At 62.9% G+C, this 19,793-nt stretch carries 21 protein-coding genes; 18 read left to right on the plus strand and 3 right to left on the minus strand.

The window, feature by feature from the left end:
- The 5 genes from ACIQ17_RS17860 to ACIQ17_RS17880 form a co-directional block, all read left to right on the plus strand.
- Window positions 1-372, plus strand: a 372-nt coding sequence (locus ACIQ17_RS17860) for an ABC transporter permease (protein ID WP_398470406.1), incomplete at its 5' end; no start/stop codon positions are given.
- A gap of 5 nt (window positions 373-377) precedes the next feature.
- Window positions 378-1,265 (plus strand): ABC transporter ATP-binding protein, encoded by an 888-nt coding sequence (locus ACIQ17_RS17865; protein ID WP_398470407.1) that lies wholly within the window; start codon window positions 378-380, stop codon window positions 1,263-1,265.
- 23 nt (window positions 1,266-1,288) lie between these two features.
- Entirely contained in the window at window positions 1,289-1,777 is a 489-nt protein-coding gene (cynS, locus tag ACIQ17_RS17870) for a cyanase (protein ID WP_398470408.1), read from the plus strand.
- A gap of 269 nt (window positions 1,778-2,046) precedes the next feature.
- On the plus strand, window positions 2,047-3,066 hold the full coding sequence (locus tag ACIQ17_RS17875; RefSeq protein ID WP_398470409.1) for an LLM class flavin-dependent oxidoreductase: 1,020 nt from the start codon (window positions 2,047-2,049) through the stop codon (window positions 3,064-3,066).
- A 97-nt stretch (window positions 3,067-3,163) separates the two neighbouring features.
- Window positions 3,164-3,580, plus strand: a complete 417-nt coding sequence (locus tag ACIQ17_RS17880; RefSeq protein ID WP_398470410.1) for a hypothetical protein — start codon at window positions 3,164-3,166, stop codon at window positions 3,578-3,580.
- A 57-nt stretch (window positions 3,581-3,637) separates the two neighbouring features.
- Here the strand turns inward: ACIQ17_RS17880 and ACIQ17_RS17885 are convergent, their stop codons facing one another.
- The 3 genes from ACIQ17_RS17885 to ACIQ17_RS17895 form a co-directional block, all read right to left on the minus strand.
- A complete protein-coding gene (locus tag ACIQ17_RS17885) occupies window positions 3,638-4,663 on the minus strand; it encodes an extracellular solute-binding protein (protein ID WP_398470411.1) in 1,026 nt (341 codons plus the stop codon).
- Between the two features lie 13 nt (window positions 4,664-4,676).
- Window positions 4,677-6,890 carry a TonB-dependent siderophore receptor gene (locus tag ACIQ17_RS17890; RefSeq protein ID WP_398470424.1) on the minus strand — a complete coding sequence of 738 codons (2,214 nt, stop codon included), beginning with the start codon at window positions 6,888-6,890 and terminating at the stop codon, window positions 4,677-4,679.
- Between the two features lie 343 nt (window positions 6,891-7,233).
- The gene (locus tag ACIQ17_RS17895) at window positions 7,234-7,557 is read right to left on the minus strand and encodes a DUF1476 domain-containing protein (RefSeq protein ID WP_398470412.1); all 324 of its coding nucleotides are present in this window, start codon (window positions 7,555-7,557) and stop codon (window positions 7,234-7,236) included.
- 372 nt (window positions 7,558-7,929) lie between these two features.
- On the opposite strand from ACIQ17_RS17895, the gene purC reads away from it, so the two are divergent.
- The 13 genes from purC to ACIQ17_RS17960 all read left to right on the plus strand — a co-directional run.
- Entirely contained in the window at window positions 7,930-8,697 is a 768-nt protein-coding gene (gene purC, locus ACIQ17_RS17900; RefSeq protein ID WP_211909433.1) for a phosphoribosylaminoimidazolesuccinocarboxamide synthase, read from the plus strand.
- A 10-nt stretch (window positions 8,698-8,707) separates the two neighbouring features.
- A complete protein-coding gene (gene purS / locus ACIQ17_RS17905; RefSeq protein WP_398470413.1) occupies window positions 8,708-8,953 on the plus strand; it encodes a phosphoribosylformylglycinamidine synthase subunit PurS in 246 nt (81 codons plus the stop codon).
- Between the two features lie 18 nt (window positions 8,954-8,971).
- Window positions 8,972-9,229: a hypothetical protein gene (locus tag ACIQ17_RS17910; RefSeq protein WP_398470414.1), complete on the plus strand. Its 258-nt coding sequence runs from the start codon at window positions 8,972-8,974 to the stop codon at window positions 9,227-9,229.
- Window positions 9,226-9,927, plus strand: coding sequence for a phosphoribosylformylglycinamidine synthase subunit PurQ (gene purQ, locus ACIQ17_RS17915; RefSeq protein WP_398470415.1), 702 nt, complete (start codon window positions 9,226-9,228; stop codon window positions 9,925-9,927). Before ACIQ17_RS17910 ends, purQ begins: the two co-directional genes overlap by 4 nt.
- 113 nt (window positions 9,928-10,040) lie before the next feature.
- A complete protein-coding gene (locus ACIQ17_RS17920; RefSeq protein ID WP_398470416.1) occupies window positions 10,041-10,778 on the plus strand; it encodes a hypothetical protein in 738 nt (245 codons plus the stop codon).
- 100 nt (window positions 10,779-10,878) lie between these two features.
- On the plus strand, window positions 10,879-11,799 hold the full coding sequence (locus ACIQ17_RS17925; protein WP_398470425.1) for a tripartite tricarboxylate transporter substrate-binding protein: 921 nt from the start codon (window positions 10,879-10,881) through the stop codon (window positions 11,797-11,799).
- Window positions 11,800-11,980: 181 nt separating this feature from the next.
- Entirely contained in the window at window positions 11,981-13,147 is a 1,167-nt protein-coding gene (locus ACIQ17_RS17930) for an ABC transporter substrate-binding protein (protein WP_398470417.1), read from the plus strand.
- 42 nt (window positions 13,148-13,189) lie between these two features.
- Window positions 13,190-13,582: a hypothetical protein gene (locus tag ACIQ17_RS17935; protein ID WP_398470418.1), complete on the plus strand. Its 393-nt coding sequence runs from the start codon at window positions 13,190-13,192 to the stop codon at window positions 13,580-13,582.
- A gap of 229 nt (window positions 13,583-13,811) precedes the next feature.
- Complete coding sequence (locus tag ACIQ17_RS17940) at window positions 13,812-15,356, plus strand: L,D-transpeptidase (RefSeq protein WP_398470419.1); 1,545 nt, start codon at window positions 13,812-13,814, stop codon at window positions 15,354-15,356.
- A gap of 124 nt (window positions 15,357-15,480) precedes the next feature.
- Complete coding sequence (locus ACIQ17_RS17945; protein WP_398470420.1) at window positions 15,481-16,758, plus strand: murein L,D-transpeptidase; 1,278 nt, start codon at window positions 15,481-15,483, stop codon at window positions 16,756-16,758.
- A 194-nt stretch (window positions 16,759-16,952) separates the two neighbouring features.
- A complete protein-coding gene (locus tag ACIQ17_RS17950) occupies window positions 16,953-18,425 on the plus strand; it encodes an amidase (protein WP_398470421.1) in 1,473 nt (490 codons plus the stop codon).
- A gap of 154 nt (window positions 18,426-18,579) precedes the next feature.
- Window positions 18,580-18,765 (plus strand): DUF2256 domain-containing protein, encoded by a 186-nt coding sequence (locus ACIQ17_RS17955; RefSeq protein WP_398470422.1) that lies wholly within the window; start codon window positions 18,580-18,582, stop codon window positions 18,763-18,765.
- Window positions 18,762-19,793, plus strand: a 1,032-nt coding sequence (locus ACIQ17_RS17960) for a cryptochrome/photolyase family protein (RefSeq protein ID WP_398470423.1), incomplete at its 3' end; no start/stop codon positions are given. The genes ACIQ17_RS17955 and ACIQ17_RS17960, both read left to right, overlap by 4 nt.

Genomic DNA, 19,793 nt, shown 5'->3' on the forward strand with positions numbered 1-19,793 from the left:
ATCTTCATCTGCTCGGTGTGGCCGATGCTTTTGAATACGGCCTTCGGCGTCGCATCCGTGCGAAAAGAATGGGTGAATGTCGCGCGCACGCTGGAGGTCGGCACCTTCCGCCGCGCCTTCACCGTGATCCTGCCGGCGGCCGCGCCCACCATTCTCACCGGCATGCGCATCTCCATCGGCATCGCCTGGCTGGTGATCGTCGCCGCCGAAATGCTCGTGGGCGGCACCGGCATCGGCTATTTCGTCTGGAACGAATGGAACAACCTGTCGATCACCAATGTGATCATCGCCATCCTGATGATCGGCCTGGTCGGCATGTTGCTCGACCAGATCCTCGCGCGCTTCACCCGCATGGTCACGTTTCCGGAGTGAATGCGATGTCGACCAAATTCATCTCCATCGAAGGCATCGCCAAGCGCTATCCGCAGCCGTCGGGCGGCACCACGACGATCTTCGAAAATCTCTGGTTGTCGCTGGCGCCCGGCGAATTCGGCTGCATCATCGGCCATTCCGGCTGCGGCAAGACCACGGTGCTCAACATTCTCGCCGGCCTCGACGAGCCCTCGGAAGGCACCGTCATCGTCGATGGCCAGGCGATCTCCGGCACCAGCCTCGATCGCGCGGTCATTTTTCAAAGCCATGCGCTGCTGCCGTGGATGACGGTCATGGGCAACATCGCCTATGCCGTCTCGTCCAAATGGCGGAAATGGGACAAGGCAAAGATTCGCGCCCATGCGCAGACGTTCATCGACAAGGTCGGTCTCACCGGCTCCGAACACAAGCGGCCGTCCGAACTGTCCGGCGGCATGAAGCAGCGTGTCGGCATCGCGCGGGCGCTGTCGATCACGCCAAAGATCATGCTGATGGACGAGCCGTTCTCGGCGCTGGATGCGCTGACCCGCGGTACGCTGCAGGACGAGGTGCGGCGTGTCACGCTGGAGACCGGCCAGACCACCTTCATGATCACCCATGACGTCGACGAGGCGATGTATCTCGCCGACAAGATCTTTCTGATGACCAACGGCCCCGGCGCGGTGCTGGCGGAGATCGTCGAGAACCCGCTGCCGAAGGATCGTGCCCGCATCGATCTGCACAAGCACCCGCATTACTACGCGCTGCGCAACCACATCATCGATTTCCTGGTGACGCGCAGCAAGACGTTTACTGCCACCACGCCCAACCACGATCCGCGCAATGTCCCCGTGGTCCGGCCTACATTCACCGAGGCGCCAACGATGCCGTCTCTTCACAGCGCCACGCGCTAACGCAACTACGCAAGGAGAAGACCATGCTGCGATCCGACCTCACCGAAAAGCTGCTCGACATCAAGCGCGAGAAGGAATGGACCTGGAAATATATCTGCGGGAAGATCGGCGGCTATTCCGACGTGCTGATCGTTGGCGCCATTCTCGGCAACATGAAGCTGACGAAGCCGCAGGCGGCCAATGCGGGCGAGCTGTTCGGTCTCTCCAAGGCCGAGACGGCGATGCTCAACGAGATCCCGATGCGCGCCGAGACCATGCAGATGCCGCCGCAGGATCCCCTGATCTATCGCTTCTATGAAATGGTGATGGTGAACGGCCCGGCCTGGAAGATGCTGATCGAGGAGGAATTCGGCGACGGCATCATGTCGGCCATCGACTTCGACTTCGACTTCGAACGCGTGGCGAATCCGAAGGGCGACCGCGTGAAGATCACGATGTCGGGCAAGTTTCTCCCGTACAAGTATTATGGCGCGAGCGGGAACGTGCCGGAGTACGGGTTCAAGGAAGAGTGAGGGTTGTGCCGTAGGGCGGATGAGGCGAAGCCGTCATCCGCCGAGGCTCAATCATGCAATCGGCCGGCGGATGACGCTTCGCTCATCCGCCCTACGGGTGCGCGTGTTGCTCAAGGCCGGGCTCGCCCGGCCTTTCTTGTCTAGCCTTTGCCATTTCAGGTTGATTTCGGAGCGCCCACGGAAACACATCGTTTCCATGCGCGTGCTGGTTCTGTCGCAAATCCGACTTAGATTGCGCGGCAGCAGATTCATCCTCCGAGACCTCTCCCATGAAAAAGATCGGCTTTCTCTCCTTCGGCCACTGGACGCCGCATGTGTCGTCGCAGACGCGCTCGGCCTCCGATGCGCTGTTGCAGTCCATCGAACTCGCTGTCGCGTCCGAAGAGCTGGGCGCCGATGGTGCCTATTTCCGCGTGCATCATTTTGCGCGCCAGCTCGCGGCGCCGTTTCCGCTGCTGGCAGCCGTTGGCGCGCGCACCAAGCGCATCGAACTCGGCACGGCCGTGATCGACATGCGCTACGAGAATCCGCTCTACATGGCGGAGGATGCGGGCAGCGCCGATCTGATCTCGGGCGGGCGCCTGCAACTCGGCATTTCGCGCGGTTCGCCGGAGCAGGTGATCGATGGCTTCCGCTATTTCGGCTATGCGCCGATCGAAGGCCAGAGCGACACCGAAATGGCACGCAAGCATACCGAAGTGTTTCTCGACGTGCTCAAGGGCAAGGGCTTTGCGCAGCCGAATCCTGCGCCGATGTTCCCGAATCCGCCCGGCCTGCTCAGGCTCGAGCCGCATGCGGAAGGCCTGCGCGAGCGCATCTGGTGGGGTTCCTCCACCAATGCCACCGCGGAATGGGCGGCGAAGATGGGCATGAACCTGCAGTCGTCGACGCTGAAGATCGACGAGAACGGCAAGCCGTTCCACGAGCAGCAGGCCGAGCAGATCCGGCTGTATCGCGAGGCATGGAAGGCGGCCGGGCACATACGGACGCCGCGGGTGTCGGTCAGCCGCAGCATCTTTGCGCTGGTGAATGATCAGGACCGGCAATATTTCGGCGCCAGCAAGGACAGCGATTCCATCGGCATGCTGAGCGACCGCGAGCGCGCCATTTTCGGCCGCAGCTATGCGGCGGAACCGGACGAGCTGATCAGGCAGCTCAAGAAGGATGAAGCGATCGCGGAAGCCGATACGCTGCTGCTGACGGTGCCGAACCAGCTCGGCGTGGATTACAATGCCCATGTGATCGAGGCGATCCTGAAACATGTGGCGCCCGGCATGGGCTGGCGGTGATTTGTCGCGTGTGAACGCACGCGCCCAATCCTGCGCGTGTGTTGATAGGCCTGACATCCCGAATCGCTATGATGTGCCTCTGTAATGGAGGCACATCATGACATCGAAAAAATATGCGCTGTCGCTTGCGGCATTCCTGCTGACACTGGCCGCGCCCGCCGGCGCACAGGCCCCGGCGGTGCCCGCGCCCGCACCGGCGCGTCTCTATCCGCCGATCGGCGCGCCGGCGGTGCGTGACGGCTATATCCGCGTCACCGCAACGCTCAATATCTTCATTGCCGGGCCGATCGATGAGGGCGAAGAGGCGGAGAAGCTGCGCGATCGCGCGCGTCGCATGATCTACGGCACCGCCGCACGGGAATGCGACCTTCTGCGCGAGACGATGGCACAGGAGTGCATCCTGGAATCGGTCAACAGCAACCTCAACGGCGGCCAGCGCTATCAGAGCTCCCAGCGGGAGGGCTACACGGTCAGCGGCACGATGATGATGAGCGTGAAGCTGAAAAAGGAGTGAGGTGATTATCCCTCCCTCAAGCGGCGAAGCCGCGCAGGGGGAGGGGGAAGCTGAGCTTCACTTCGTAAATCCCGCTTTTCGGATCAGATCGATCGCTGCCTTCTGCGTGGTCGCGATCTGGTCAATGGGGCGATCGTCGACGGTGAATGAGCCGATGCCGCTGACGATCGCGGTGCGTTCGCCGCGCGACGTCACCGGATATTCCAGCTCTGCTTCGGCGAACAGTTTTTGTGCTTCGTCCGTCACCAGAAACTCGACGAATTTCAGCGCGGCCGCCTTGTGCGGCGCGTGTTTCGCGATGCCGACCGCCGTGACATTCATATGCGTGCCGCGATTGCGGAAGGTGGTCGGCACGGCCTTCACCTTGTCGGCGTCCGTCTTCCAGTCGGCGCCCTCGCGGCCATCGCGCAGTTGCGCCAGCGCCACCGTGTTGGCGATGCCGATCTCGCAGCGGCCCTGCGCGATCCGGCGGATGACGTCATTGTCCTTGCCTTCGGCGAGGCCGGCGAGATTGGTCCGAAGACCTTTCAGCCACGCCTCGGTGGCCGGTGCGCCGTTATGGAGCAGGAAGGCGGCCACCAGCGCCACATTGTTCTGATGCAGCACCGTGCGCATGCAGAGCTTGCCGCGCCATTCCGGCCGCGCGAGTTCCTCATAGGTGATCGCCGACAGCGCGCTGTCACTGCGCGTCACCACCACGCGCGGGCGCATGGCGACGCCGAACCAGGCGCGGCCGCGGTCACGCAGCTCGAACGGAATGGCTTTCTCGAGCGTGGCGGACTTGATCGGCTGGGCGAGGCCCAGCGTCGCGAATTGCGAGGCCTTGTCGAGGCCGATGGTGAGCAGCACATCGGCCGGAGACTTGCGGCCTTCGCTCGTCACGCGATTTGACAGATTGTCTTCGATGAAGGTGGTGTTGACCGTGATGCCCGTCGCCTTGCTGAAGGCGTCCGTGACCGGCGTGATCAACGCGGCCTCGTGCGTCGTGTAGAGATTGAGCTCCTCGGCGGAAACCGCCGAGGAGCTTGTCAGAACGCATGCGAGCAGGAGGGTGGTGAGCGTGTTCCAGTCTCGTGCCTGCATGTCTTGCCTCACATCAGAATTTCACCGTCGCCGCCAGCGAGAACCTGCGCGCATCGCCCACGGCCACATTCAGCCGGTTCACCGCCGACGGGAAGTAGACGTTATCGAACATGTTCTTGACGTTGAACTGATAAATCACCGGCAGGCCCATCTGTTTCACTTCATAGGTCGCGAAAGCATCGGCGACCGTATAGGACGGCATGTAGAAGGTGTTTTCCGCATCGCCCGCACGGTCGCCGACATAACGGGCACCGGCGCCGATGCGCAGGCGGCCCGGCAGCAGCGTGCCGAAGTCGTAGGTCAGGAACAACGAGCCGGTGTTCAACGCCACATTCTGCAGCGTGTTGCCATTGACCAGCGGGTCCGCGGTGACGCGGGCGTCGGTATAGGCATAGGTGGCGATGGCGCTGAGGCTGTCGGTCAGTTTTCCGGTGATGTCGAATTCGATGCCGCGTGAGCGGGCGGCGCCGGCGGTGCGCAGGATATTGGTGCCGGTGCCGGGATCGAATTGCGACACCGCGATGTTCTTCTTGTTCAGGTCATAGAAGGCCAGCGAACCCGACAGGCGCTTGTTGAAGTCGAATTTCACGCCGGTCTCGTAGGACACGCCTTCTTCCGGGGCGAGATTGGAAGTGACCTGGCTCACCAGCGGCGCGATGGTCCAGGTCGGCTTCAGCGATTCCGAATAGCTCGCATAGAGCGAGATCTCGTCATTGACCTTCACGATCACGCCGCCGATCGGCAGCGCCTTGTCGCCCATCGTGTTGGTGTTGGCATTGAACGGGCGGCCGCGGCCGGCGATCTGCTCCCACTCCATCCAGCGCACGCCGCCGACCACCGACAGCCAGTTGGTGAGATGCAGCGTGTCCTGCGCGAAGATCGAACGCTGGCCGAGCTTGTCCGTCTGGTCGCTGTCGCTGGCGGAAACGGTGGTGCCCGGTCCCTGTCGGTCATAGACGGGGTTGAAGATGTTTTGCGTTCCGACCGCCTGCCGGATCAGATCCTTGCGATAGATCACGCGATATTCGGCATCGCCGCCGAACACGATGTCGTTCTTGAAGCCGCCGACCCACACCGTGCCCTGCATATAGGAGGTGCCATAGCTCACTTGCGTCAGCGCGCCGCCGGTGCCGTCGTTGCTGCGGCTGAGGATGCCAGCGGGCGTGACCGCGGAAACGCGGAGCTGGTTGGCCGTATAGGTTTCCTCATTGTAGCTGTAGCCCGCATACAGCTTCCAGTTCTCGTTGATGCGATGATCGACCGAGGCCTGCATCAGGTCGGAATTGCCCCACATGGCATTGTACGGCTCGTCGAAGCGGCGCGTGATCGGCACATTGTTGAATGGCTTCAGCGTCGTCGGGTTGAGTGCGATGCCGCGATCGAACGGATAGGAGAAACTGCGGCGCTCGTAATTCAGATGCACCGTGGTGTCTTCGCCATACCATGACAGCGAGGGGGCGAGCAGCGACTCACGGCGGGTGCCGAAATTGCGCCAGTAGTCCTCGCTCTGGCCATAGGCGATGAAGCGATAGGCGAGGCCGTTGTCGCCCAGCGGGCCGGTGACGTCGATGGTGCCGTCGATGCCATCCTTGCCGCTGCCGAAGGTCGAGCCGAGCAGGGTGACTTCGCCATGCTGGTAGAGATCCGGCCGCTTCGAGATGGTGTTGATGATGCCGCCGGGATCCATGATGCCGTAAAGCAGCGAGGCCGGGCCCTTCAGCACTTCGACGCTCTGCACGGCGGCATTGAGCGAGCGGCCCTGATTGATCGGCATGCCGTTGCGCATGATCGAGCCGTCGCGGTTGTCACCGAAGCCGCGGCGCATCACGGCGTCCTGGGTGCCGGCCAGCGTATTGCCCTGGGTGATGCCGGAGACATTGATCAGCGCGTCATCGAGATTGCGCGGCTGCTGGTCGCTGATGACCTGCTGCGGCACGACGTTGACGACCTGCGAGGTGCCGAGCGGCGAGGTGGCCCCGCGCAGCGTGGTCGCATCCGGCATCGCGCGATAGCCGAGGATCTGTTCGTAACGCGCGGCAGCGGCGGCGATGGCGCGCTGGGTCTGCGTCGGTGGCGCGGGCGGCGGGGTGACATTGCGACGGGCCGTGACGGTGCGGCCACGGCTCGGTGTCGCTACGGCGCGCGCAGGACGGCGCGTGGGGGACGACGATTCGACGGTCACGGCCGGGAGTGCGGTCTGCGCCTGTGCCAGCGAGGCGCCCGCCATGAGGTCGCCGACAACGAAGGCTGCGCCGATCAGCCAGCGCGCGTGGCGCGCATTGAACGGGTTGGATTGGCTCTTGCCGGAGCCGCGATAGATGCTGGTGGTCACGATGCCCCGCCACTTTCCGAATGAGGTGAGAAAGTGGCGCTGTATCAGGCGGAAGCGGCGAGCAGAATGATGGGGCGGATTGAATAGCTCTAACCAGACACCACCGCGCCATTCTGCCGATGATCTAGGCGACGGCGCGGGGCGATCGTGCCATTTGCTTCAGCACAAAGCTTTCAAACTCGCGCAGCGCGGGTCCTTCCTGTGAACTGCGCTGCGCGGTTGTCGGGTCGATTTGGGCTCAGGTGCCGGCCTTGACCTGGGCGACGGCTTCCACGATCAGCGCGTCCATCTTGGTGCGCAGTTCGGCCTCGGTGACCGCCACGCCCTTGCCGGTGAGGTCACCCAGCACCTTGCGCAGCACGTCGTCATCGCCGGCTTCCTCGAAGTCTGCTGCGACCACTTCCTTGGCATAGGCATCGGCGTCAGCGCCGGTCTTGCCGAGCTTTTCAGCGGCCCAGAGGCCGAGCAGCTTGTTGCGGCGGTTCATCGCCTTGAACTTCTGCTCTTCGTCGAGCGCGAATTTGCGTTCAAAATCCTGTCCGCGCTTGTCCATCGATGACATCGGTGAGTTCCCTGGGGTTGGGGGTGGGCTGGCCGGCGTTGAAATGACCGGTCCGCGGCTTACCTAAGTGTCCGTAGCCGACCGGACAATCGGCCGCATAGTCGCAGGTCATTGCGAGAATGTGACTTTTGTGCAACCGGGTAAAACCCGCTCCCGACCGGCCGGATCGATTGTATCGGCGGGGGGGATCGGGTAGGTTGCCGGAAGGCTCGGTTCTTGTTCTGTTTCTTTCGGTTTTCTTGGACACGGTTCTGTCTTCAGAATCTGTGTACAGACCGGTTCCCGGCCTTCACGGCAGCTCCGTCGTGGGTCAATCCCGTTACTCCGGAGCAACCAAAATCCATGGATTTCAACAACACACGGTACATCCCCATGAGCCGTCGACGTCGCATTTATGAAGGCAAGGCCAAGGTTCTGTACGAAGGCCCGGAGCCCGGCACTTTGATCCAGCACTTCAAGGACGACGCGACCGCGTTCAATGCGAAGAAGCATCAGGTGATCGAGGGCAAGGGCGTCCTCAACAACCGGATTTCGGAATACCTGTTCCAGCACCTGAACGACATCGGCGTGCCCACGCACTTCATCCGCCGCCTCAACATGCGCGAGCAGTTGATCCGCGAGGTCGAGATCGTGCCGCTCGAGGTCGTGGTGCGCAATGTCGCCGCCGGCTCGCTGTCGCAGCGCCTCGGCATCGAGGAGGGCACCCAGCTGCCGCGCTCGATCATCGAGTTCTATTACAAGAACGACCAGCTCAACGATCCGATGGTCTCCGAGGAGCACATCACCGCGTTCGGCTGGGCGACCCCGCAGGAGATCGACGACATCATGGCGCTGGCCATCCGCGTCAACGACTTCCTGACCGGTCTCTTCCTGGGTATCGGCATCCGTCTGGTCGATTTCAAGATGGAATGCGGCCGCCTGTTCGAGAACGACATGATGCGCATCATCGTCGCCGACGAGATCTCGCCGGATTCGTGCCGGCTGTGGGACATCAAGTCGAACGAGAAGCTGGACAAAGACCGTTTCCGCAGGGATCTCGGCGGCGTTCTGGAAGCCTATACCGAGGTTGCCAAGCGTCTCGGCATTCTGGCAGAGAACGAGCGCCCGATGGGCACCGGTCCGGTATTGGTCAAGAGCTAAGGGATAGAACGTGAAAGCCCGCGTCACAGTCACATTGAAGAACGGCATCCTCGATCCGCAGGGCAAGGCGATCGAGGGCGCATTGAAGTCGCTCGGCGTCGATGGCATTGCCCAGGTCCGCCAGGGCAAGGTATTCGACATCGAACTCGCTGCCGGCGCCGATCAGGCGAAGGCCGAGGCTGCGCTGAAGGCGGCCGCGGACAAGCTGCTCGCGAATACCGTTATCGAGAATTACAAGGTCGAGGTGCAGGGGTAACGCTCAGGGGATCGGGTGATGGCCGAGGTCAGTGCTGAACTGGTTTATGAAGTTCTGAAGGCTGTGCAGGCCAGGCTTGCTCAGATCGACGGCAAACTAGACGAGCACAACGCCACAATGCTGGCGATGAAGTATCAGATCACAGGTATTCATCACGATCTCACCGGCATCCACTCCGAACTCAGCGGCATTCACGCCACGCTGATCCGCCACGACCATCAGCTCGATCGTATCGAGCATCGTCTTGAACTGAATGAAGCACCGAGCCTGACATGAAATCCGCCGTTCTCGTCTTCCCCGGAATCAATCGCGAGCGCGACATGGCGCGGGCGCTGAAGCTTGCTTCGGGCACCGAGTCGAAGATGGTCTGGCATACCGACACGGCCCTGCCGGCCGGTACCGACCTCGTCGTTGTTCCCGGCGGCTTCTCCTATGGCGACTATCTGCGCTGCGGCGCCATCGCGGCGCGCTCGCCTGTGATGGATGCAGTCCGCAAATTCGCCGCCGATGGCGGCCTCGTGCTCGGCGTCTGCAACGGCTTCCAGATCCTGTGCGAAAGCGGCCTGCTGCCGGGCATCCTGATGCGCAATGCGCGCCTCAAATTCATCTGCCAGGACGTGCATCTGCGCGTCGAGCGCTCCGACACGCCGTTCACCCGCGGCTACAATGCCGGGCAGGTGATCCGCGTTCCCGTCGCCCATGGCGAGGGCAACTACACCGCCGATGCGGAAACGCTGAAGCGCCTCGAAGGCGATGGCCGCGTGCTGTATCGCTATTGCTCGCCGACCGGCGATGTCGGCGACCTCCACAACATCAACGGCGCGGCCGCCTCGATTGCCGGCATCACCAGCGAGAACGGCAATGTGCTCGGCATGATGCCGCATCCGGAAAACCACGTCGAAGACATCATGGGCAATACCGACGGCCGTGGTCTCTTCACCGGCCTCGCGGCCCATCTGGCGCGCGCTGCATAGCTGCACTGCGCGTTTGAACCCAGCGTCATTTCGCTGCGTCCATCACGGCATCAGACGACACGTCACCGGCGGTTCCGGTGCGTGCGTTTCAATGCTCGCCTGAGGGGACGCTCATGCCGCTGGCTCTGGTCATTATTCTGCTCGATATCATGCTTGTCTGGCACGCCGCCCGCACCGGGCGGATGCAGCCATGGGCCTTTATCATCCTGATGGTGCCGGTGGCCGGCGCGGTCGCCTATGTGCTGATCGAACTGTTGCCGGAGATCTTTGGCGGCCGCACCGCGCAGCAGGCGCGCCGCAACGTGGCCAAACGCATCGATCCCGAAAAAACCTATCGCGGCCTCGTCGATCAACTCGCATCGGCTGACACGATCGCCAATCGCGCTGCGCTCGCGACCGAGTGCCTCGAGATCGGCCGGTTCGACGAGGCCGTGCAGCATTACGAGCACATCCTCACGCTGCCGCTGGGGCATGAGGCGAAATATGCGCTGGCCAAGGCGAGGGCGCAGTTCGGAGCAAGGCGTCCGCTGGATGCGATCGCGACCCTCGACGACTTGCAGAAGCAGTGGCCCGATTTCGAATCCGCCGAAGCGCATCTGCTCTACGCACGCTCGCTGACGGAAGCGGGGCGAACCGACGAGGCGCTCGGTGAATATGAGGCACTGCTGCGCTATGCATCGAGCGCCGAGGCGAATGTCCGTTACGGCCAGCTGCTGCAGGCGATGGGCCGTTCGTCCGAAGCGAAAGTGGTGTTCGCGGAGTTCGTCGTGCAGATGAAACGGGCGCCCAAGTTTGCCCGCAAGGCGCAGGCCGAATGGCTGTCGATCGCGGAAAAATCACTTGCGGCATGACAGGAGCGATCGCAATCTCCCGTCGTGATCGATGGGAGCGTGCGACGTGAGTGAGAGGACTGGCCACTGGATCGGACGCACGATCGCCGCTCTTGTTCTGATGTCGGCCGCTCCGCTTGCCCAGGCGCAGACTTATCCGTCGCGTCCCATCACCATGATCGTGCCCTTTGCCGCGGGCGGCACCTCCGATGTCATCGCCCGCGTCGTCGCCGAGCAGATGGCGATCCCGCTTGGCCAGACCATCATCATCGAAAATGTGGTGGGCGCCGGTGGCTCGACCGCGCTGACACGCGCGGCCCGCGCGACGCCCGATGGCTACACCATCGCCATCGGCAATGCCGGCACGAGCGCAGCGACTTATACGATCTATCCAAAACTCCCCTTCACGCCGGACTCGTTCACGTCGATCGGCATGGTCGCCAAGACCTTCGGCATCGTCGCGCTGCGCAAGGATTTTCCGGCGAAGGATCTCAAGGAATTCATCGCCTATGCAAAAGCCAACCCGGGCAAGGTCAATCTTGGCCATGCCGGCGTCGGCTCGTCGAACTATCTCATCTGCAAGAGCTTCGTGCAGGCCGCCGGCGTCGACGTCACGCTGGTCGGCTATCGCGGCGCTGCGCCGGCGCTCACCGATGCGATCGGAGGGCAGATCGATGGCGTCTGCGACAGCGCGGCATCGGTGTCGCAGGCCATCGACGACAAGCTTGTGAAGGCGATCGTGGTCGGCTCCAATGTGCGGCTCGGGTCGCTGCCGGATCTGCCGACATCGGCGGAAGCGGGTCTGCCGGAATTCGAGGCGCAGGGCTGGAACGGCTTGTTCGCGCCGAAAGGCACGCCACCGGAGATCATCGCCAGGCTGAATGCCGCGGCGCGCGCGGCGGTGGAAAGTGATGTGGTGAAGAAGCGGTTTCGCGATCTTTCCACGGTGGCGCCCGATGCCAGCGAGCACGCGCCGGAGGTGCTGCAGCAACTCGTGACGCGCGATGTCGCGAAATACAACAAGCTGCTGCAAGAGAAATAGGCGTCTGCGTGTTCTCACTGTCATGGCCCGGCTTGACCGGGCAATCCAGTAGGCACATGCGTTGATGATCATCACGCTTGTCGGTGTCTACTGGATCACCCGCTTTCGCGGGTGATGACAAAAGTGTGCTGGCCCAAAACTTGCTCATGTCTCCTTGCCTTTGGTCATCGCAGGAGACGTCATGTTCATTCGCAAGACATCCACTATCCTCGCACTTGCAGCCGCGCTGCTGGCACAACCGGCGATGGCCGAGAGCACGTTGCGCATCGCCATGACGGCGGCGGACATTCCGACCGCCACGGGCCTGCCCAATAACGGCTTCGAGGGCATGCGCTTCATGGGCTATCCGATCTTCGAAGGTCTCGTGCTGTGGGACCTGACGAAGACGGATCAACTCGCCGGTTTGCGGCCGGGCCTCGCGGAAAAATGGGAGCAGGCGCCGGGCGATACCAAAACCTGGATCTTCCATCTGCGCAAAGGCGTGAAGTTTCACGACGGCAGCGACTTCAATGCCGATGCGGTGATCTGGAATCTCGACCGCTATTTCAAGAACGACAGTCCGCAATTCGAGGCGGCAGCCTCGGGCATGTCGCGGGCACGCGTGCCGCTGATGGGCTCCTACAAGAAGATCGACGATGCGACGGTGGCCATCACCACCACGACGCCGGCGTCCTATTTTCCTTACATGGCCGTGTATCTGCTGTTCACCTCGCCGACCTCGTTCGAGAAGGCGGGCAAGGACTGGGGCAAGGTGGCAACCTTGCCGGCTGCAGGCACGGGGCCGTTCAAGATCAGCCGTGTGGTGCCGCGCGAGCGCGTCGAGTTGCTGCGCAATGACGGATACTGGGATGCCGCGAAAAAAGCCAAGATCGATAAAGTCGTGCTGATGCCGGTGCCCGAAGCGAATGCACGGCTGGCAGCGTTGCGGTCCGGGCAGGTGGACTGGATCGAGGTGCCGCCGCCGGATGGGCTGGCATCGCTGAAATCGGCAGGCTTCACCATCACGACAGGTTCCTATCCGCATGTCTGGCCGTGGTTCTACAATATTGGCGCCGCCAATTCGCCGTTCAAGGATGTGCGCGTGCGCCAGGCGCTGAACTACTGCGTCGATCGCGAGGGGCTGGTGAGCCTGCTCGCAGGCACAGCCGAGCCCTCATCGGGCTGGCTGAAAGCATCCGATCCGAATTTCGGCAGCCCGGCGAACCGCTACAAATTCGATCCCGCCAAGGGCAAGGCGATGCTCGCCGAAGCCGGCTTCACCGCGCAGAAGCCGCTGTCGTTCAAAGTGCAGATTTCCTCTTCGGGCTCCGGACAGATGCTGCCGATGCCGATGAACGAATTCATGTAGCAGAACCTGAAGGAAGCCTGCGGCGTCAATGTCGAGTTCGACGTGGTGGAATGGACCGTGCTGCTCACGGCCGCGCGCCTGACACCGGACAATCCGAACCTGAAAGGCGCGATGGGCCTGAACATCTCGTCGCCGTCGTCGGATGTCGGCATCATGGCGCGCTACTTTGCGGCCGCGAATTTCTCCCCCAACGGCTTTAATTTCGAGCAGTGGAAGGACGACGGGTTCGAGGACGCGCTGAAGACGCTGGCCGAGTCCACCGATCCCAAGGTGATCGCGGATGCGACACGCAAGGCGCATGAGCGGCTGGTGGACAATCCACCGTGGCTCTACATCGTCCACGATCTCAATCCGCGCGCGATGACCAAGAATGTGAAGGGTTTCGTCTCACCGCAATCCTGGTTCCTGGACATGACGCTGGTGAGCATGCAGTGACGACACGGGCCGGGCGCATGCGTCCGGCCCAATGTTCCGCCCCCGCAGGACATCGTGAGTACCGGGTGTGGCAGCCGGCCATCTTCCGCCGCCGCGCGCTGTCATATATGGGGGCATCTCACAGGTGATTTGGCCGACCGCCTTCAGCGGGAACCGGGGCGCATTGATAAAATCGCAATCGCCATTTGCAAGATTGGCGTCCGGCCAGGCATTTGATTCGGAGCATTGCATGAAAATTCGGTTGGCGACGGCACACTCCACCGTGGTGACACGGTGCTGGATGGCTTCCGCCGTCGTGGCGCTTGCGGTGGTCGCGATGCCGGTTTCCGCGCTTGCCGCGAAGCAGGCCCGGCCCGCCAAGGTCGTCGAGGCGATGGCGCCGCGCAATGCCGGCGAGCCGATCATGGCCATCGTGTCGATCAAGAGCCAGCAGGTGACGTTCTACGACGCCGATGGCTGGATCGCGCGGGCGCCGGTCTCGACCGGCGTGGGTGGCCGCGAGACGCCGGCCGGCGTGTTCGCGATCCTGGAAAAGAACAAGGATCACCGCTCCAACATGTATGACGATGCGCATATGCCGCATATGCAGCGCATCACCTGGAACGGTGTGGCGCTGCATGGCGGGCCGCTGCCCGGCTATGCCGCCTCGCATGGTTGCGTGCGCATGCCGTTCGGCTTTGCCGACAGGATGTTCGACAAGACGCGGATCGGCATGCGGGTGATCGTGTCGCCGATGGATGCGGCGCCGGTCGATATTTCCCATCCCGTGTTGCTGGTGCCCAAACCCGACGTGATCGCCGCGGTTCCGGCGCGCGCCGAGGCGGCGACGCGTGAGGCGGCCGAGGCCGCGACCGCTGCAGCCGAGGCGAAGAAGCTGGTGGCGGCCACCGCGCGCGAAGCGAAGCCGCTGCCGGCAGCGCTGCGCAAGCTGGAGGCCGCCAAGACGCGTGCGGATGCCCAGCTCGCAGCGGCCGACAAGGCGCTGGCTGCTGCAAGCACCGATCAGGCGAAGGCGCGCGCCGAGGAGCTTCAGCAAAAGGCGGCCGCGAAGGCCGCAGACCTCACGGCGCAGCTTGAGGCGACAAAGTCTGACACGACGGCGAAGCTCGACGCCGCCGCTGCGGCCAAGGAGGCCGCCAAGGCCGCGGACGCGAAGAAGACGGCAACAGCGACCGCAGCCACCGATGCAAAACTCGCTGCCGAACCGGTCTCGATCTATATCAGCCGCGAGACGCAGAAACTGTATGTTCGCCGCAACACGCACAAGCCGGCACCGGATGGCGGCGGCGAGGTGTTCGACTTCAGCATCGAGGTGCCCGTCACCATCCGCGATGCGGGCAAGCCGATCGGCACGCATGTCTTTACGGCCATGGCGAATGACGGAGCGGGTCTGCGCTGGAGCGCGGTGACCATCGACGATGGCGACACCGCCAAGGCCGCGCTCGACCGCATCACCATTCCGCAGGAGGTGCTGGACCGGATCGGGCCGACGGCGCTGCCGCGCTCCTCGATCGTGATCTCGGACGAGCCGCTGAGTGCCGAAACCAACTACCGCACCGAGTTCGTCACCGTGCTGAACAACCATCCGCAGGGTGGTTTCGTCACCCGCAAGCCGACGCCGCGGCCTGACGTGGATTTTGCCAGCGGCGATGACAGCTATGACGACGGCTTCAGCATGTTCTTCCCGCGCGAGCGCGCGCCGCAGGGCAATGCGATGCGCCGTCGCAGCGGCCAGAACGAACCGCCGGTGTATCAGCGCAACTGGTGGGAATGAGGCTGGGCGCGTTCGAACTTTTGGGCGTTAACGATCCGGTAACCGTGTCTGTTCAGATCTTAATCAAAGCGTGAACATTTCGTTTCATGCTCGGGTTATTGCCGCGGACCACCGGAATTGACCAATGACATTGCGCTTCACGACCATGTTCCTCGCCGTTGCGGCGAGTGCCTCGACTGCTTTTGCCCAGGCGCCTGCGCCGGCCAAGGCACCGGGTGCCCAGGCAGGGATCATCGACGCCAAGACCATGACGCCGGAACAGCGCTCCGCGGCCATTCTCGCGCAATATAGCGAGCCGGCCTTCGATCCGCAGTCGGCGCAGCGCACAGAAGAAGCCATCAAGCGCTACAAGGCCATTGCCGCGAAGGGCGGCTGGCCGATGATCCCAGCCGAAGCGAAATATGCCGCGGGTGCCGAGGGGCCGGATGTCGAATTGCTGCGGCGACGCCTCGTGATCACAGGCGACCTGTTCACGGTGGAAAGCAGCGGCCCGTATAACGACGAGCTGATTGCCGGCGTGAAGCGCTATCAGCTTCGCAACGGGCTGCTGGCCACCGGGCTCGTGGGCCCGCGCACGCTGGCGGCGCTGAATGTGCCGGTCGAGAAACGCGTCCAGCAACTCGAAGCCTCGCTGCAGCGGATGCAGGCGATCGGCTTCAAGTTCGGCGAACGCTATGTGGTCGTGAACATTCCCGCCGCCTTTGCCGAAGCAGTCGAAGGCGACAAGGTCGTTCGTCGCTATCGCGTCATCGTCGGCAAGAGCGAGAAGCCGTCGCCGACCGTCACATCGCAGATCAACAATGTGAATCTCAACCCGACATGGACGGTACCGTCCTCCATCACCAAGCACGAGATTGCGGCGCGGATGCGCAAGGATCCCGGCTATCTCGCGCGCATGCATATGCAGGTGCTGGATGGCCGCGGCAATGCGCTCGATCCGGCCAGCGTCGACTGGAGCGAGGGCAAGACGCCCGATGTCACTGTGCGCCAGGATCCCGGCGAATGGAATGCGCTCGGCCGCGTCCGCATCGACATGCCGAATTCCTATGCCGTCTACATGCATGACACCAATCAGCGCAATCTGTTCGCCAATGACTATCGCTTCGATTCCCATGGCTGCGCCCGCGTCGACAATGTGCGCGATCTGGCCGCATGGCTGCTCAAGGACACGGCGAACTGGGATCGCATCCAGATCGATCTCGGCATCGCGACGGGGCAACGTCAGGATATCAAACTGACGAAGCCGGTGCCGGTAGCGTGGGTCTATCTGACGGCGTGGATGGCGCGGGATGGCATCGTGCAATTCCGCAATGACATCTACGATCAGGATGCGCAGCTCAACGAAGCTTCCGCCGACATCAAGGCGTTCCTCAATCCGACCAGCGAGCCGGTGACGCGCTGACAACCGGAGGGCGGATGAGCGAAGCGTCATCAGCCGTTTTCGCCACATGCAGTCGGCCGGCGGATTACGCCTTCGGCTCATCCGCCCTACGGCCCTTCGCATAGTGTCCATGCATCTGCACGCCGCTTGTTTACAGCAGTGCTACCGGCGTCTTACGCTTCGTTCAGCAATAACCCTGTTGAACGGATGTACGCATGACTTTGGCGATGAGCTGGGACGAATGGGCGAAGCACGATGCGGTCGGGTTGGCCGAACGTGTGCGCAAAGGCGAGCTCAAGCCCGCCGAACTCGCGGCACAGGCTGCCGCCGGCATCGCCAGGACCAATCCCGCGCTCGACGCCGTCGTTGAAGTGTTCGACGACGTGGTGGCTGATCCCCTGAAGGACGGCATGAATCCCGACGGCGTCTTCGGCGGCGTGCCCTATCTGATGAAGGACCTCGGGCCGACGCTGAAGGGACGCCTGCAGGAATTCGGCTCGCAGATCATGCAGGGTCATCGACCCGTGCAGGACAGCTTCCTCACCGGCAGGATCCGCAATGCCGGCCTCAACATTATCGGCCGCAGCACCACGCCGGAATTCGGCGTGTGCAGCTCGGCCGAGAACAAGTTCTATGTCACGCGCAATCCCTGGAACGTGGATTATTCGAGCTGTGGCTCCTCGGCCGGCTCTTCGGCGATGGTCGGGGCAGGCGCGCTGCCGATCTCGCATGCCACCGATGGTGGCGGATCGATCCGCATTCCTGCCGGCGTCTGCGGCACCATCGGCCTGAAAGTGTCGCGTGGCGTTTACTCGCTGGCGCCGGCCTTGTCCGATCTGTCGAGCCTGGTCTCGATCCAGGGCTGCACCAGCCGCACGGTGCGCGATACCGCGGCTTTCGTGGACAATTGCCGCGGCGGCGCCCCCGGTGAGTTCATGCCGTTCTGGTCGCCGGCCGAACCCTACAGCGAGTTGATCAAGCGCGATCCCGGCAAGCTGCGCATCGCGCTGTCCCATGAATGGGGCGATGCGAAAGCGCCGCCGCATTTCGTCGCCGAGCTCACGCGCGTCGGAAAGCTGCTCGAAAGCCTCGGGCATCACGTGGAATGGAAGCTGCCTGAGGTCGACTTCCATGCCGCCTTCACCGCGCAGACCACGTGCTATATCAGCAATTTCGCGCAGGTGATCGCCGGACATCTCGCCCGGCTCGGCCATGACAAGCCGACCACCGATCTGCTCGAGCCGATCAATATCAAGATCTGGGAGGAGGGGATGAAGACCTCCTATAGCGAGCGGAATGCGATGCAGGCGGTGTTCAACACCACATCGCGGGCCTTCGGCAATTTCTTCGAGCGCTACGACATCATCTTGACGCCGATCATGGCGAAGCCAACGCCGAAGATCGGCACGACGGACTATCTCTCGATGAGCGACAATCCGTCGGTCCATGACTGGTTCGCCAATCTCTGGGGCATCTTCGCCTACACGCCGCTCGCCAATCTTTGCGGCATCCCGGGCATTTCGCTGCCGCTGGCGAGCCAGGAGCACGGCTTGCCGCTCGGCATCCAGGCGCAGGCGAAGCAGGCCAATGACGGTCTGCTGCTGCAGCTCGCCGCGCAGATCGAACGTGCGATCGGCGGCAAGTGGAATGACGGCAAGCTGCCGGCGACGCATGTGACGCGAGGATAGGCCGTAGGGTGGGCAAGGCGTCGCGTGCCCACCACCAGCCGTACACTTGAAGGTGGGCACAGCGCTTCGCGCCTTTGCCCACCCTACAGGAGCGGCGACGGAACTCCAGCGCTCGCTCACCATTGGTGTGGGGGCTTTGGGCGGACGGAGTGTGATGCCGAAAATGCGCCGGAAGGGTGATCTGCCGCAGAAGATCTGCGCGGCTTGCGGCCGGTCATTTGCGTGGCGCAAGAAATGGGCGCGGGACTGGGAGCAGGTCAAGACCTGCTCGGATCGCTGCAAGGGCGAGTTGCGTCGCAAGGGAGCCGATGTGTCGCAGCTCGGCGGTGATCGACCGTGAAGCGCCTCCGGCTTGTGCTCGGCGACCAACTGACCCGCGATGTCGCGTCGTTGTGCGACTATGCGGACGGCGATGTCGTTGTCATGGCCGAAGTCGCCGGCGAGGCGACTTACGTCAAGCATCACAAGCAAAAGATCGTGTTCGTGCTCTCGGCGATGCGTCACTTCGCCGAGGAATTGCGCGAAGAAGGTGTCACCGTCGATTACATCAGGTTCGACGATCCCGATAATACCGGCTCGATCTCCGGCGAATTGCAGCGCGCCGTGGCGCGTCACCGGCCAGCGGAGCTGGTCATCACATCGCCCGGCGAATGGCGTCTGTTGTCGGCGTTCAAGGCGCTCGATCCCGGCATTCCCGTCGACATCCGTGAGGACGACCGCATCTTCGCGACCACGGCGCGTTTTGCCGCCTGGGCCGAAGGCCGCAAGGTGCTGCGGATGGAGTTCTTCTATCGCGAGATGCGGCGGGAGACGGATCTTCTGATGGAAGGCGATGCTCCCGCGGGCGGGCAATGGAATTACGATCACGACAACCGCAAGCGACTGCCGAAGTCACAGGCGTTGCCGCCGCGTTTCGGATTTGCAACGGACCGGATCACGAAGGACGTGATTGCCCTGGTGCAGCATCACTTCGCCGATCATTTCGGCGACCTCGATGGCTTCGAATGGGCGGTGACGCGCAAGGATGCGCTGCGCTCGCTCGATGATTTCCTGATCAATGCGCTGCCGAATTTCGGCAAGTATCAGGACGCCATGGCGTCCGGCGAACCTTTCGTGTTTCACGCGGTCATCTCGCCCTATCTCAATGCCGGGCTACTCACGGCGCGAGAGGTCTGTATTGCTGCAGAACGCGAATATATCGCGCGCCGTGCGCCGCTGAATGCAGTTGAGGGCTTCATCCGCCAGATCCTTGGCTGGCGCGAATATGTCCGGGGGGTCTATTGGCTGACGATGCCGGACTATGCCGAGACCAATGCGCTGAACGCGACGCGGCCGCTGCCCTGGCTGTACTGGTCCGGCGAAACCGAC

It is taken from the genome of Tardiphaga sp., assembly GCF_044340795.1.
Lineage (GTDB): Bacteria > Pseudomonadota > Alphaproteobacteria > Rhizobiales > Xanthobacteraceae > Tardiphaga.